Source organism: Bacillus sp. RC242, assembly GCF_044908245.1.
Taxonomy (GTDB): domain Bacteria; phylum Bacillota; class Bacilli; order Bacillales; family Bacillaceae_G; genus Bacillus_A; species Bacillus_A mycoides.
Genome location: NZ_JBIYCZ010000014.1, coordinates 120,678 through 135,886, shown reverse-complemented (window position 1 = coordinate 135,886; position 15,209 = coordinate 120,678). Strand labels below are relative to the sequence as shown.

The following is a 15,209-nucleotide window of genomic DNA, read 5'->3' as shown; positions in this document are numbered from 1 at the left end:
ATCGGAGTATATGGCTATGAATCATAAAGAAGGGAACTTTTTTATATTTCATAGCCTTTTTGTATTCTCTCTGTCTTAAAACGCTTCCAATTAATTAGGGGAGGATTTTCATTTTATGTTTTTCACACAATTATTTAAACCTGCGCCCCACGCAGAACGCTTACCAGCTGATCGCACTGATAGCGAATACCGCAAATTGCGTTTGCAAGTATTCTTAGGCATCTTCATCGGTTATGCGGGTTACTACTTTGTTCGAAAAAACTTTTCACTCGCAATGCCATACTTAATCGAACAAGGCTTTAGTAAAGGGGAACTTGGGGTTATCCTTTCAGCAGTATCTATCGCTTACGGATTAAGTAAATTTCTTATGGGTATCGTATCCGATCGTTGTAATCCTCGCTACTTTTTAGCAGCTGGGCTATTTTTATCCGGTATCATTAATATTATTTTCGGCTCATTTTCTTTCATTACAACGAGCATTATACTTATGTTTGTACTTCAGTTTTTAAATGGATGGGTACAAGGTATGGGATGGCCTCCTTGTGGTCGTACGATGGTTCACTGGTTCTCCATTAGTGAACGTGGTACAAAAATGTCTATTTGGAACGTCGCTCATAATGTCGGCGGCGCGCTTATGCCTTCTCTCGTTACATTAGGCTTATATTTCTTTGCAAATGACTGGAAAAGTATATTTTACTTCCCAGGTATTCTTTCAATTTTGGTGGGGATTTATGTATTAATTACGATGAGAGATACACCTCAATCTTGCGGATTACCTTCTATTGAAGAACATACTGGGGAATATCCATCAGATGAAAAAGTAGCGGACCGTGAACGCGAACTTTCGGTAAAGGAAATTTTATTTACATACATATTAAACAATAAGTTTTTATGGTACATCGCTATCGCTAATGTCTTTGTTTATTTCGTTCGTTACGGCGTTGTAGACTGGGCTCCTACTTATTTAGTAGAAGAAAAAAGCTTTACTCACAGTAGCTCACGTACAGCTTATGCTCTATACGAATGGGCTGGTATTCCAGGTACACTTCTTTGCGGATGGATGAGTGATAAACTATTTAAAGGGCGCCGCGCACCTGCTGGCATTCTATTTATGGTCGGTGTATTCATTGCCGTTCTTGTTTACTGGCTAAATCCTGCTGGGCATCCAATCATTGATAGTATCGCACTTGTTTCCATTGGATTTTTAATTTACGGACCTGTTATGCTAATTGGTCTTCACGCGCTTGACTTAGCACCCAAAAAAGCTGCTGGAACTGCCGCTGGGTTAACTGGGTTCTTCGGTTACCTAGGGGGAGCTACTTTTGCTAGCGCAGCTATGGGCTTTATTGTAGATGGATTCGGATGGAACGGCGGATTCATTTTGCTCCTTGCTTCTTGTGTGCTTGCAATGTTCTTCCTTGCTCTTACTTTAAATACAGGATCTGCTAAATCAAAAGAAGTTTAAACAAAATATAATGTGTAGAAAAATAAACATAAAAATAGCTCTTAGCATGTAAGTAAATGCTAAGAGCTATTTTTTATTTATCGTTCTTCTCTTGCTATTTATATTAATCATTTCCCTTCTATTCATGCGATTAAAACATTTGCTGAAACATCTTTATTAAAACAGCTAACATAACAGATCCAGCAAATCCACCTAAACAAATTAAACTTACCCCTTGGCTATAAGACAAATTTTGAAATGATTTCATACCTTCCATCCTCCCTATATCCCCATTGATATTCTTATTGTATCAATGGGGAAAATTTCATAACATCGATTTCGCTGACAGGTAACTTACAAATTTGTAAGTTAACATTTTTTTAAACTTATATATATTCTGTCCACATTCTCCCTCTTAATACATCAAAAAAGACCTCGAATTATATCAAGGTCCTGCTTACACTACAGAATATCTCACTTTATTTTATAATCATAACCGGGCATTTCACACGCTTTGCTATTTTATGACTTACACTACCAAGCACCATCTCTTGCAGTGTATTTAGCCCTCTACTCCCAGCAATAATAAGATCTATATCTCCTGTATTTACATATTGAACAATCGTATCTCCTGGATCGCCATGTAGAATCGTAATTTTGTAGGAAATGTTCTCTTTCTTTAATAAACCCTCAATCTCTTTTAATTTACCTTTTCGACTAGCTGATATTGTTTCTAAATCCGTTTGTCCTTGTATAATATCTGACTTTGCCGTTCTATTATCTACTACGTACACAACTTCAACATGTGTTTCTTCGTTAAATTTCGCAATATATGTTGCATGCTCGGCTGCTCGAAGTGCATGTTCAGAACCATCGCATGCTAATAAAATTTGTTTGTACATATGCTGAATCCCCTTTTCGTTATCCTACCCGTATTATATAATAAAGCCCCCTAAAAAGGAGGCTTCTAACTAGCAATTCTCTTATTATAAGTAGCTAAATTCGCAACGAGCTTCGAGCTACGTTCATTTAACCCTGTGATCCTTACTTTCACACCGTTCTGTTCATACTTCATTATAACTTTATCAATTGCCGCTACTGCTGAATCATCCCATACGTGTGCGTTAGTAAAGTTCATCTCAATTTCTTTCACATCTTCATTGTATGAAAAAGCATTTATATACTCTGCCGTAGATGCGAAGAATAGTTGGCCGTGAATTTCGTATATTTTCTTATTTTCAATATACAAATGTTTCACGTGAATCTTTGCCATATTGAATGCAAATAAAACTGCACTAATTATCGTTCCGATAATTACACCTAATCCTAAATTATGTGTAATTAGGACAATCACAACTGTTACGATCATAACAAATGCGTTTCCTTTTGGTACTTTATGAATCGTCGCTACAGAGTTCCAATCAAACGTCCCAATCGAAACCATAATCATAACTGCAACTAAAGCTGCCATCGGAATATGAACAACGTAATCACCTAAAACAAATAGCAATACGATTAAAAAACCACCGGCTACAAACGTCGATAATCTCCCGCGACCACCTGATTTAATGTTAATAACAGATTGTCCAATCATTGCACATCCTGCCATTCCTCCGAAGAAACCAGCAACAACGTTCGCAATCCCTTGTCCACGTGCCTCTTTATGCTTATTACTTTCCGTATGTGTCATATCGTCTAAAACCGACGCCGTTAATAATGACTCTAGTAAACCTATAACCGCTAGCATAACTGAATACGGTAAAATAATTGCTAATGTCTCAAGTGTAAATGGAACATCAGGAATACTAAAGAACGGTAATTCTTTCGGTAAGCTTCCCATATCCCCTACTGTTTTTAACTGTAATCCGCTCATAAGTGCAATGCTTGTCACAATAATAATTGAAATAAGTGTAGACGGAACAGCCGTCGTAATACGTGGAAATAAATATATAATTGCAAGTCCTAATGCGACAAGTGCATACATTTGCCAAGTTACATTTTTAAAATGTGGCAGTTGTGCTGTAAAAACTAAAATTCCAAGTGCGTTTAAAAAACCACTCATAACAGATTTAGGAACAAACTTCATAAATGAGCTAAGTTTGAACACTCCGAAAATAATTTGAACAATACCTGTTAATATTGTCGTAGCAAATAAATATTGCAAACCATGATCCTTTACAAGAGTGACCATTAATAACGCCATCGCACCCGTTGCCGCCGAGATCATCCCTGGTCTTCCGCCGACAAACGAAATTGTAACCGCAATACAAAAAGCGGCGTATAACCCAACGGTCGGATCTACACCTGCAATAACAGAAAAAGCTATCGCTTCAGGAATTAATGCTAAAGCAACAACAACCCCCGATAGCACGTCCCCTCTCATATTTGAGAACCATTCATTTTTTATAGTTTGAAACAAAGTAACACTCCTCTACTCTTTTATCATTTGATTTTCTCCATAAGAAAATCAGGGCCGACTGCACGAAGGCTATTATATAACGAGCAAAGGATGTTGTGCTATGTAAAAGTTTCCTAAAGAAAAGACGCTACCTTAGCAGCGTCTTTTCTCATTTCATTAATGTCCACCGTGACCTTGACCACTTTCCTGAACAATTTCTAACCTCTCATCCAATATACCTTGTGTTTCAAATGAAATATCACTACTACTTCCTAATAGGAAACCATGGTTATATGGTCCAAGTGTTGGATCATCTTTAAACTTCGGCTGAATAGTAGCAAGGAAGTCATAAACTGGTTGTGAAGCTTTTCCTTCCTCAAGCAAAACAACAGGGGCATGTTTACCCATATGTGAAAACGGTGCTCCCGCAATTGCTAAGTCTGGTGTTTTGCTTGAAACAAATGACAAACCGTGACCTGGTTTTGTGAATCCCCAGCCAAATTTCGTTTTTTCATCTTTAAATTTCGCAAATGCAACCGAATTTTCTGTTGGAGTCTCCCCACTAATACGGGTCACTTTTCCGTATTTATTTAACTCTTTTTCTACTTCTTTCGAAACGATTTTTTCTGGTCCTAACACATATATATTTGCTTTATCTTTTCTCATCTTTAATGCCTCTATTGTCGCTTCTGGCACTTTATTTTTTTCAGTATATAGAAGAGGTTCTGGCATATGAGAAATCCAATTTACAGCTGGTGTTGTATATAAACGTCCTTCTTCTTCAGACGAACCGATAATAACGCTATTTGGATAATTCCCTGTTATATCGGCATATTCTTTATCAACATCTTTAGCAAATTTAGCTGGGTCCGTTTCTTTTATTTGCTTTACTTTATATTCTTTTAATTGCTCTAGGCTAGATGCCCCTATATCCCCCATCACCATAATTTGCGTTCCATCTTTCGTTCCGAGCGGATTTAATCGTTTTATTTCTTTTAACGTCATTTCGGGTACCTTTTCTTTTTCTATAAATAAAATCGGTCCGTTATTCGGGTGATGAATAAGATCCGCACTTGCAATACCTAATTGCCACTCGTTCACTGGCACTAAAATAATAGCGCCTGGCTGATTCTCTTTATGCGTTGCTGGCCATATCGTTTGCGAAGTTAATACTGCCATTTGCAGAGGATCATTTGTATTTAATCTCGTTACATTTTTTAAACTTGTCGTTAATAAATCATTCGATGCACCTTGATTCATTTCTTTCGGCGCAGTTACCTCCTGATTCATTTTCATTTCCTTTTGCTCTGTTTTCTTCTCTTCTGTAGATTCATGATTTTTATGATCTGTACTCGTTTGTCCGCATGCCGCAAGACCGACTGCTGCAATTATTGTTATCCCCAAAATTCGGATCATCTTTTTCACTATATCGCCTCCGTATTATTCGTTTTCGAGCCAATATTATTACCTAAAATGGAATTTCAACTTTACAATAACAAGCAATTCTGAAGAAATTATGCAGATGCATTATAATCTGCACCATTTCTTCATGATTTTGACTTACAATTTAAGTAATAACTACAAATGCGGAGGTACTCTATGATCGATATACTACTCGTAGATGATGAACCGAGAATGCTTGAATTATTAACGCTTTATCTTACTCCAATCGGATATAACTGCGTATGTGCAGTATCCGGAGAAGAAGCTATTTCACATATAGAAAATCGAAACTTCAAATTTGTTTTACTCGATATTATGATGCCAAAGATGGATGGGTGGGAAACTTGCAAAAGAATTCGATCATTTAGTAACGTTCCTATCATTATGGTAACTGCTCGTGATCAAACGGTAGATGTCGTTCAAGGGTTAAAACTTGGAGCAGATGATTACGTGACGAAACCATTCCACGAAGAGGAGCTCTTCGCAAGAATTGAAGCTGTTTTACGCCGAACCAATCAACATGCACAAATCCAATATCACGGCATTTTATGGGATGAGGCCAAGCATTTCATTTCTGTCCATAATGAAGAACTTCTTCTCACCCCAATCGAATTCTCTTTACTCGGATTATTTTTACGTCATGTGAACTACGTATTAAGCCGTGATCAGCTCATTGAACGAATTTGGGGATTAAATACAAATACAGAAGATAGAACAGTCGATTCACATATTCGTAATTTACGTGATAAATTACGAAAAGTAAATTTCCCCATTGATCACCATTTAAAAACTGTTTACGGAGTAGGATATCGATGGATTGATATTGAAAACTAAGGAGCAAAACGATGAAGCGAATTTCTATTCAACTCGGATTTTATTTTCTAATTGTTACACTTTTAATCGAAAGTGTTCTATTTGTCTTGCTCTATTATAGCCTTGTAAACAATAGAGTGAATGAAGAAATGACTGCTTTATTAAAGCGTGGAAATAGTCACCGAGATGTCCTTGAAAAATATTTTGACAGGCAAACAATCTCCCATGTTGCTTTAATGGAATCCGAAGCTGAAACAACTGTTATTATTACAAATGCAAATAAGGAAATACTAGCTAAATCCAATGAAATAAATACTACTATAAAAAAACATATTGAAGGAATGCAAACACGAACAGATCATGATGGAGCAATTATAGAGAATCATTGGAAAACATCTAATTATATATGTACAGTTAGCCCAATTGTAGTGGCAGGAAAAACGGAAGGCTATGTATATATGTTTCTCGGGACGGAATCAATCGAAGAAATGGTTAACGGGCTCACACGGCAATTCATTATCGCTGGAGTCATTACTTTCCTATTAACAGCCATCACCATTTTTCTATTATCACGTTTGTTAACAAAACCATTGTTACACATGAAACAAGCGACTGAAAAAATGAGTAAGGGCGATTTATCCGTTTCATTAACAACTACTCGAAATGACGAAATTGGTGAACTAGCACAATCTATCCAAACTCTCGCAAATGATTTACATTATATGAAAACAGAGCGAAGTGAATTTCTAGCAAGTGTTGCTCACGAATTACGAACACCATTAACGTACGTAAGAGGTTATGCTGACATTGCATTAAAAGAAAACACACCCCCAGAGCAACGTTTACGATACTTATCCATTATAAAAGACGAGTCTGATTATATTACAAACTTAGTTCAAGATTTATTTTCACTCGCTCAAATGGAAAAGCATAACTTTTTCATTCAAGTACAGGAAGTGTATTTACACACCTTCCTTACTCGCATCACTGAAAAAATAAATGTGATGTACGGAGAAAAACAAATTAAAGTTGTTTTCACATGTCCTTCCTCACTCTTAGTAAAGCTAGATGAGCAACGCTTTGAACAAGTTATGGCTAACATTTTAAATAACGCGTATAGACATTCAAAAGAACATTCTCATATTAATATTTCTGTTACAGAAGAACATAAACATATTTCCATCAAAATTAAGGACAAGGGAGAAGGTATTCCCCCTGAAGACCTCCCTCACATTTTCAATCGCTTTTACCGTGTTGATAAAGCGCGCTCTAGAGCTACAGGAGGCACTGGTTTAGGGCTCTCCATCGTAAAAGAAATCGTAGAACTACACGGCGGGAATATTACTGTCACAAGTGAAATTGATCACGGATCTTGCTTTACAATTTCATTGCCATCTATATAGAAACACGACTATCATCAATAGTCGTGTTTTCTTATCCTTTAGGACTTTACTTTATAATATAAATTTACGAATTGGCCAAAACGTTTCGTATCCGTTAAAGTTAAATGAATTTCCGGGTCCTTTTCTTTAAATAACGGAACTCCAGAACCTAATATGTGAGGTGTAATCGTAACAACATATTCATCAATTAAATTATTCTTAAAAAATCCTCTCAGTAGACTCCCTCCACCGACCATCCATATTTTAGATCCTTCCTGCTCTTTCAACCTTTTTGTAAACTCTAATACATCTTCATTTACAAACTCTACATGTTCGTTTGAACCTTTTTCTGAATTAGAAAAAACATAACATTTTTTATCTAGGTACGGGAATGTTTCCGTATGCTCTACCACATAATCGTACGTTCTCTTTCCCATAATTATCGTATCAATTGTTTCGTACATTTCTGTATAACCGTTGTCTCCCTCACCTTCTGTTTCCATTAACCACTCTAAATCATCATCTTCTTTCGCGATAAATCCATCTAAGCTCGCTGCAATAAATAAAACAATTTCACGTGACATATCTTTTCCTCCTTACAGCTTCTATTGATAAAATCATCTTATAAGCACTATACTAACCATAAAACATGACAACTTATGTCATGTTAAAAAAGAAAAAGGTGATATCCTTGTCAAAAGCAAAACGTTTACTAGACATTCTTATATTTGCTTCTACGAAAAAAACATTTACAGCTCAAGAAATAGCTGATGAATTTAATATTTCCGTTCGTACGGTCCATAGATATATTTTAGATTTAAGTGATATGGGGTTACCCATTTACGCTGAACAAGGTCGCAACGGGGGATATAAAGTATTAACAAACAGCATGCTTCCCCCCATTTTATTTACCGAAGAAGAAGCGGTCTCCATCTTTTTTGCTTTCCAATCTTTAAGCTACTACCGTAACTTGCCTTTTAATACAGAAATCAATTCTGTTACTCATAAACTGTATAGCTCTCTACAAAATGATGCGAAAGCTAAAGTTGATAAAATACGTTCTTATATCGCTTTTTGGAATCCGAAAAGAACAATTGAGACAACTTTTTTAAACGAAGTATTAACAGCGGCTATTGAAAATAAAAACTTACACTTTCAATACGAGTCTAAATCGGGGATTAAAACAAAACATGTTCATCCTATCGGTGTATATGCTCACGACGGTTTATGGTATTTGCCATCCTATGACTATAGTCGAAACAAAGTATTACTGTATCGCGTGGATCGTATTCTTTCCATATTATCGACCGAAGAAAATAAAGATAAGTTTATGAATTTAGAAGAATGGTTCGCCTCTAACTCTAACGTAATAAACATTCCTACTCGGTTACATATTTTACTAACGACAGAGGGTGTGCGCCAATGCAAAAGCGTTCCTTACCTTGAAGAATTCGTTGTAGTAAACGAAGATGGGGCAGGATATATAAATTCAACAATTGATAAAGGTGAAATTAATTTTATTACGCCCCTATTTTATCGGCTTGGAAAAGATGCGCAAGTTTTAGAACCGAGAGAATTAATAGATGGTTTACGTATACGTGCGAAAGAAGTTTTACATATGTATGAAGACTGAAAAAGCTGCTAAATATAAGCAGCTTTTTAGTCCCGTTGTTCCTATTATTTTATTATTGACGAATATCAAACCACCAACGATTTTTCGAATTCATATTTTCAGTGTCACCAATCCCTCTGTAATTGAAAGCATCCAAAAAGATTGAATCTAGTTTATCCTCATCTACAAAATAACCTAAATTAACCTTTACCGTTTGTCCTGGTGTAATACTACCAATATTATAAAAGCTTTTCCCGTCTCCGTGAGGTTCCAAGTAATCAACTTCGCCCGTCATAATACGCGTTGCGTCCATTCCCTCTTCTTTAGCGTAGTTCCATGCATTCCCTTCAAATTTAAGCTGTTTTATAGATGGATGCATATAGATTTCTTCTGTCACCTGTTTACCTATATTTTTCACTGTTGTTGTCAAGTAGACAAATTTAACATTAACTAATTTCGAATCTACTAATGTATCAATTGAATCTTTACCATTCCCTAATTTATATACATCCCGTCTGATCTAAAGCCTTCTTCTTGCTTAATATCCCTAAGCCAAGTTCATTAAAGTTCTCTTGTTTAAAATCTTTAATCAAATCAAAAACTTCAACTTTTTCTATCACATATTCAATTTGGCTGTTATCCATAGATATCGTTACTGGAACCTTTTGTCCTATGTGAAATAGTCGTTTACTATCTTTTTTCAAGGGAATCACCTTAGTTTTTTTAGGCTCATCCGCTTCACTAAAATACTTTTTATCATAATCTGTTATATGTGCTGCCTTTTCTTTTGACGTAGGCTCAAGTGAAATGTTCCCTAACACATCCATCATTTGTTCTTCATTTACATCTGATCCAATAAAACTTTCTAACATAATCCCTTCTTTCTCAAAAAAGAGAAAGACCTTCCTATCAAACATTACATTGTTGTTTCCAGTTTCTTTATGAACAATTACTGCTTTCCTGCCATTTATCTCTTTTTCTTCATAGCTTTTTGAATATAAAGTTTGAAAGTCCGCATTTCCCCCCACTCTCCAAAGAGCGAATGAAAATCCCCCCATTGCGTCGTTATCTTTAAATGAATATTTCATAGCCGAGTCATCAATTGCTTCCATATTTTCTGGTAATTTACCAACCTTCAACTTATACCACTTATCAATATTTTTCGATTCCTTATTCGTTACTGAAACATTTACTTCGTAATTTTGTTTTTGAACAATCATATTGTAGACTTTCACTGCACCAAAAACTGTTGTCGGCATGCCAATCAATAAGCAGGCAGCAGCGATTAACATGCGATGTCTTTTTCGCTTTGTCTGTGGTTTTCCATCTTTCAGCTTCATTTCCTCCATAAACAATTTCTTTTTGCGCGTATATGTATGTGAAAATTCATGTTGTTCTTCGAGTTTATCAAAATCATCTAAAGCAATTTTTTCAGCAAGTTCATATATTTTTTTGGAGTTCTTTGAATTCGTCATGTTGTATACCTCCTATAATATTTTGGACTCGTTTTCGAGCGCGTTCAAACTGCTTGCGGGCATTAGCCTCGGTTATTCCCATAACACTTGAAATCTCTTGATACGTTAAGTTATAGAAGACTTTATACTTAAACACCTGTCTGTTAGATTCACTTAATTCTGTTAGCAATGTATCAATTTGAACCTCAGACATTTTACGTTTTTCCCACTCTTCAATATTTTCATCTACTGCTTCTATTGATTCTCTTTCATATTCTTCTAAAAATGTTTCATGTCGTTTATTTTTCCGGTAACTATCAATCGCCTTGTTTTTCGCGACCCTCAAAATGTATCGTTTAAGCTCTTCTGTGCTCAAGCTATCGAGCTTTTCCAAGTTCTTATAAAGAGTAATAAACGTCTCTTGAACCGCATCTTCAGCCTGCTGAATATTATTTAAAATAGAATAAGCTACATAATAAATTTTTTGTTCGTACAACTCATATAGCTCTTCCATCTTTTCGTAATCTTTGTTTGTAACTTTCATATAATTCCTCCTCTCATTCTATATAACGAATGAGCGATATACTTTGTGACACTGCAGAATTCTTTAATAGATAAAATTAAATAATAGAATAAAGAAAAGCCCAATTTCTCTATTTTAACTGAGAAATTGGGCTTTTCTTTATTAATATTTCCCTAACTGTCCCCCTAAGAAAACTCCTCTTACACCTTTTCGCTATGTATTATTTTCTCTATTGCTTCTTTTAATAAATTCTTTGTCTCTTCAAAGTTATGATTCTGCTGTTCTCCAGGTTGTACCGTATAAAACTCAGCAAACGAACGCTCTTTATATCTCGGCACAACATGCATGTGATAATGAGTTAACTCGTTAAAGATTCCACCATTTTGATAAAGTGAAACTTTAATCAGTGGGGGTTTTGTTCATCCCCCACTGATTATTAGTTGAACCAATCGGGCTTTTACGGGCAGTTGGATTCCCAACTAACTTCTTTGTTTTCACTGAATTTTGAGGTAGGGGATCTTACTGCCCCGTTAATGCGGGGCAAATTGTAACTCCGTCTGGTTTATATAATGATTTAATAGCCTTTGCGATAACCTTAGAAGCATCCATAATCGCTTTTGCTACACAATCATCTAATTCGTCCACTTCTACAACATGCTGCTTTGGAACGATTAAAGTATGCCCTGTATAGAAAGGCGCATGATCTAAAAAACAAGTTACATAATCATCTTCATACACTTTATATATAATTTCTTCTTCATTTACTAATTTACAACCTAAACATTCCATCATTCTTCCCCCTCTGCCAAAAACATAAAAACGTGAGCGCCCTATTCTCACGTTTTTATGTTTCACTTTACTAATTCAATTGTTTCTGTAACTTTTATACTATCCTTTACAGATTGAACAATTGTGCAATTTTTCACCGCAAGTTGCAGCGCCTTGTCTAATTGTTCTTCTGTAATGTTTTGCGCTTTAATTTTATAGTGCAAATGAACACTTTCAACTGGTTTTGATAAAGCTTCACTTCTACCAATTTCAGTTTCAATTGTAAACGTATCGTATGTAATACGTTTCTTTTCTAAAATTGTTCGGAAGACAATTGCACTACATCCTGCGATAGAAGACACGAGTAATTGTAACGGTGAATATCCGTTTTCTTTTCCAATCGCTAATTGACCATACGATAAATCCGCCTGTATATCATCGTGTTTGATTGTTAGTTTCATTTGGTGTCTCCATCTCCACTTTCATCGGTTTCTGCCGTTTCTTATTTATATAATAATATATGTAGCAGAAAATGATAAATGGAATACCACAATATAACGCCATTCGTTGTTCTGGAATAAACGCTAAACTAATAACAACGATGCTATTTGTAATTAAAGCTAAAATTGGAACAAGCGGGTATAGTGGTGTTCTATACTTTAAGTCCTCTAATTTTCCTCCGCCTTTTAAATACTGACTTCTAAAGCGAAGTTGTGATAAAGCAATAATGATCCAACTTGAAACAGCCGATAAACCAGCTATAGATAATAAATACATATATACTGTATCTTCTGCAAGGAAACTTGTTAATAAAGATAACGCCGCTACAGCAATCGTTACGACTAACGCTGTAATCGGAATACCACGTTTATTTACTTTCTTGAAAGAAGCTGGTGCCATTCCTTCATTTGCAAGTGACCATAGTATACGCGTTGCTGCATATAACCCTGAGTTCGCTACAGATAGAAGAGCTGTAATAATAACGAAGTTCATAATATCAGCTGCATATGGAATACCGATTTTATCAAATACAACTACGAATGGGCTTTCAATTATCCCTGCTTCTTTCCAAGAAATTAACCCTACTAAAATTGTCATTGTTAAAATGAAGAATAACATAATGCGCCATACTGTATTACGAATCGCACGTGGAATTGTTTTTTCAGGATTCTGACTCTCTCCTGCTGCAATCCCGATTAACTCTGTTCCTTGGAAGGAAAAGTTAACTGTAATCATCGTAAGAAGCACTGCAGCTAGTCCATTTGGGAATAGCCCACCATCACTTACAAAGTTAGAGAAAAGAGGCGCTGCTTCTTTTCCATCGTATGGTAAGAATCCTAGTAATGCGCTACCACCAAGTAAAATGAATGCAATAATTGTAACTACTTTAATACTAGAGAACCAAAACTCTAATTCAGCATAACTCTTCGCTGATATTGCATTTGAAGCATATAAAATAACTCCGAATACGAGACACCATACCCAAACATCAACATTCGGAAACCATCTTTTCATCATTAAACCGATCGATGTTAATTCTAATCCTACTGTTACTGCCCATCCAATCCAGTATAGCCAACCGATCATAAATCCAGTTCCTGGTCCAATAAACTTCGTCGCATACTTTTGGAAAGATCCTGAAACTGGCATTGCTACCGTTAGCTCTCCAAGACAAAGCATTGTTAAATACATAATAAATCCGCCCACTAAATATGAAAGGATGGCTCCCCCTGGTCCAGCCTGATTAATGGTGTAACCTGAACCTAGAAAAAAACCAGTTCCGATTACACCACCTAGTGCGATCATAAATAAATGTCTACTCTTCATCGTACGATGTAATTGCTCATTCGTTGTTTGCTGCATCTTAATCCTCCCCCTACAAGTACCCCTATCTCTTTTTAAAATTTTCTGATAATAAAAATATACACGAAAGCGATTACAATTTCTATATAAAATTAAAACTTTTCTGATAAAACAATATAAAAATTCAAATATTAAGAGCTCGCAATACTAATTTGAGGAAAAAAAGGATTTATAAGGAAAAAACTCTTACATTTTTTTGTAAGAGTTAACGTATTTCTAATCTTCTAGATAAAATTGATAAACCGTAGTTTACAACAAAATACATACAGGCTGCTAGTATAAATGTCGGAATCATATAATTTACATTCTGCCCGCTAATAATTTGAGCATTATGCATAAGCTCTGGCAATGATATAACAACCGCTAATGACGTATCTTTTAACAATGAAATAAATTGACTAACAAGCGGGGGGACCATTCTTCTTAATGCTTGCGGCAAAATAATATGCCAAAGCGCTTGCACATACGTTAATCCAGAAGACCTTGCAGCCTCAATCTGCCCTTTTTCGATAGATAATAGACCGCTTCGAACAATTTCAGATATCATTGCCGCTTCAAATATTGTTAAAGCAACAATTGCAGCTGTTATAATTTCTAACTTCAATCCCGCTTCCGGAAGTGCAAAATACGTAAAAAATATAATTAAAAGTAGCGGTAAATTTCGAATGACTTCCACGATAAAGCCTAATATTTGTGAGACGACAGGTATTTTCGTATAGCGCAATATTCCTATTACACTACCAATAATAAAGCTAAGTACAATTGCTATGAGCGCTACCTCTAACGTTATGAGTAATCCTTTTAATAAAAAGAGGATATGATCACCTGTTATCGCTCCTTTAAAATCCATTTATACCGCCTCCTTTGCCAAGCGTTTTTCTAAATAACGCACTAGCATACTTAGCGGAATTGTTAATACTAAATAAAACATCCCGACAAATATATATACATCAAACGTAACGAACGTCTTCGTTGAAATTAAGTCTCCTTGATACATTAAATCCGTTCCAGCAATAATTCCGAGTATTGAAGAGTTTTTTACTAAATTGAGAAATTGATTTCCTAGAGGAGGAATGACGATTTTCATCGCTTGAGGTAAGACGACATGATACATCGCTTGCGTATAAGTTAATCCTGAAGAACGTGCTGCTTCCATTTGACCTTTCGCGACTGATAAAATACCAGCACGAATTACTTCCGCAATAAAAGCCGCTGTATAAACTGTAAGCGCAACTGTCCCTGCTACAAAACCGTTGAAAGTAATTCCTATTACAGGCAAAGCAAAATAGAAAATGAATGCAATTAATACGAGTGGAATATTTCTAACAAACTCTACATAGGCAGAGCCAATCCAATTCAAAATACGAATAGGTGAAATTCGCATCACTGCCATAACAATTCCTAAAACAAAACTTCCTATTAGTGCAACTACACTAGACATAACCGTATATTTAAATCCTTCTAAATACATATCAATGTTATTCGTTAATATAGAAAAATCAGGCACAT

At 35.6% G+C, this 15,209-nt stretch carries 14 protein-coding genes and 3 pseudogenes; 4 read left to right on the top strand and 13 right to left on the bottom strand.

The window, feature by feature from the left end:
* Positions 1 to 115: 115 nt before the first annotated feature.
* The gene (gene glpT, locus ABH957_RS22975; protein ID WP_404449012.1) at positions 116 to 1,465 is read left to right on the top strand and encodes a glycerol-3-phosphate transporter; all 1,350 of its coding nucleotides are present in this window, start codon (positions 116 to 118) and stop codon (positions 1,463 to 1,465) included.
* A gap of 130 nt (positions 1,466 to 1,595) precedes the next feature.
* Here the strand turns inward: glpT and ABH957_RS22970 are convergent, their stop codons facing one another.
* The 4 genes from ABH957_RS22970 to ABH957_RS22955 form a co-directional block, all read right to left on the bottom strand.
* Entirely contained in the window at positions 1,596 to 1,712 is a 117-nt protein-coding gene (locus ABH957_RS22970; RefSeq protein ID WP_002125236.1) for a DUF4027 family protein, read from the bottom strand.
* A 211-nt stretch (positions 1,713 to 1,923) separates the two neighbouring features.
* A complete protein-coding gene (locus tag ABH957_RS22965) occupies positions 1,924 to 2,346 on the bottom strand; it encodes a universal stress protein (RefSeq protein WP_404457179.1) in 423 nt (140 codons plus the stop codon).
* 65 nt (positions 2,347 to 2,411) lie between these two features.
* Positions 2,412 to 3,863 (bottom strand): SulP family inorganic anion transporter, encoded by a 1,452-nt coding sequence (locus tag ABH957_RS22960; RefSeq protein WP_404491754.1) that lies wholly within the window; start codon positions 3,861 to 3,863, stop codon positions 2,412 to 2,414.
* A 156-nt stretch (positions 3,864 to 4,019) separates the two neighbouring features.
* Entirely contained in the window at positions 4,020 to 5,267 is a 1,248-nt protein-coding gene (locus ABH957_RS22955; RefSeq protein WP_113937908.1) for a cell wall-binding repeat-containing protein, read from the bottom strand.
* Positions 5,268 to 5,441: 174 nt separating this feature from the next.
* Between ABH957_RS22955 and ABH957_RS22950 the strand changes: the two genes are divergently transcribed.
* Both ABH957_RS22950 and ABH957_RS22945 read left to right on the top strand, forming a co-directional pair.
* On the top strand, positions 5,442 to 6,119 hold the full coding sequence (locus ABH957_RS22950; protein WP_002029819.1) for a response regulator transcription factor: 678 nt from the start codon (positions 5,442 to 5,444) through the stop codon (positions 6,117 to 6,119).
* A gap of 11 nt (positions 6,120 to 6,130) precedes the next feature.
* Positions 6,131 to 7,501, top strand: coding sequence for a sensor histidine kinase (locus tag ABH957_RS22945; RefSeq protein WP_404457174.1), 1,371 nt, complete (start codon positions 6,131 to 6,133; stop codon positions 7,499 to 7,501).
* A 38-nt stretch (positions 7,502 to 7,539) separates the two neighbouring features.
* Here ABH957_RS22945 and ABH957_RS22940 read toward each other — a convergent pair whose 3' ends face one another.
* Positions 7,540 to 8,064 (bottom strand): dihydrofolate reductase family protein, encoded by a 525-nt coding sequence (locus tag ABH957_RS22940; RefSeq protein ID WP_404512270.1) that lies wholly within the window; start codon positions 8,062 to 8,064, stop codon positions 7,540 to 7,542.
* 65 nt (positions 8,065 to 8,129) lie between these two features.
* On the opposite strand from ABH957_RS22940, the gene ABH957_RS22935 reads away from it, so the two are divergent.
* Positions 8,130 to 9,113 (top strand): helix-turn-helix transcriptional regulator, encoded by a 984-nt coding sequence (locus ABH957_RS22935; protein WP_404512268.1) that lies wholly within the window; start codon positions 8,130 to 8,132, stop codon positions 9,111 to 9,113.
* Positions 9,114 to 9,165: 52 nt separating this feature from the next.
* On the opposite strand, the pseudogene ABH957_RS22930 reads toward ABH957_RS22935, so the two are convergent.
* The 8 genes and pseudogenes from ABH957_RS22930 to ABH957_RS22895 form a co-directional block, all read right to left on the bottom strand.
* Positions 9,166 to 10,567: pseudogene (locus ABH957_RS22930) on the bottom strand (anti-sigma factor).
* Positions 10,533 to 11,090 carry an RNA polymerase sigma factor gene (locus tag ABH957_RS22925; protein WP_002167092.1) on the bottom strand — a complete coding sequence of 186 codons (558 nt, stop codon included), beginning with the start codon at positions 11,088 to 11,090 and terminating at the stop codon, positions 10,533 to 10,535. The pseudogene ABH957_RS22930 and the gene ABH957_RS22925 overlap by 35 nt, the downstream one beginning before the upstream one ends.
* Before the next feature lie 179 nt (positions 11,091 to 11,269).
* A pseudogene (locus tag ABH957_RS22920) lies at positions 11,270 to 11,455 on the bottom strand (HIT family protein); the annotation flags it as partial.
* A gap of 154 nt (positions 11,456 to 11,609) precedes the next feature.
* Positions 11,610 to 11,858, bottom strand: a pseudogene (locus ABH957_RS22915) (HIT family protein); the annotation flags it as partial.
* A gap of 62 nt (positions 11,859 to 11,920) precedes the next feature.
* The gene (locus ABH957_RS22910; RefSeq protein WP_000778855.1) at positions 11,921 to 12,298 is read right to left on the bottom strand and encodes an OsmC family protein; all 378 of its coding nucleotides are present in this window, start codon (positions 12,296 to 12,298) and stop codon (positions 11,921 to 11,923) included.
* The gene (locus ABH957_RS22905; RefSeq protein WP_002010506.1) at positions 12,273 to 13,700 is read right to left on the bottom strand and encodes an amino acid permease; all 1,428 of its coding nucleotides are present in this window, start codon (positions 13,698 to 13,700) and stop codon (positions 12,273 to 12,275) included. The genes ABH957_RS22910 and ABH957_RS22905 overlap by 26 nt, the downstream gene beginning before the upstream one ends.
* 205 nt (positions 13,701 to 13,905) lie before the next feature.
* On the bottom strand, positions 13,906 to 14,550 hold the full coding sequence (locus tag ABH957_RS22900) for an amino acid ABC transporter permease (protein ID WP_002134376.1): 645 nt from the start codon (positions 14,548 to 14,550) through the stop codon (positions 13,906 to 13,908).
* Positions 14,551 to 15,207, bottom strand: a complete 657-nt coding sequence (locus ABH957_RS22895; protein ID WP_002090963.1) for an amino acid ABC transporter permease — start codon at positions 15,205 to 15,207, stop codon at positions 14,551 to 14,553.
* Between the last annotated feature and the right edge of the window lie 2 nt (positions 15,208 to 15,209).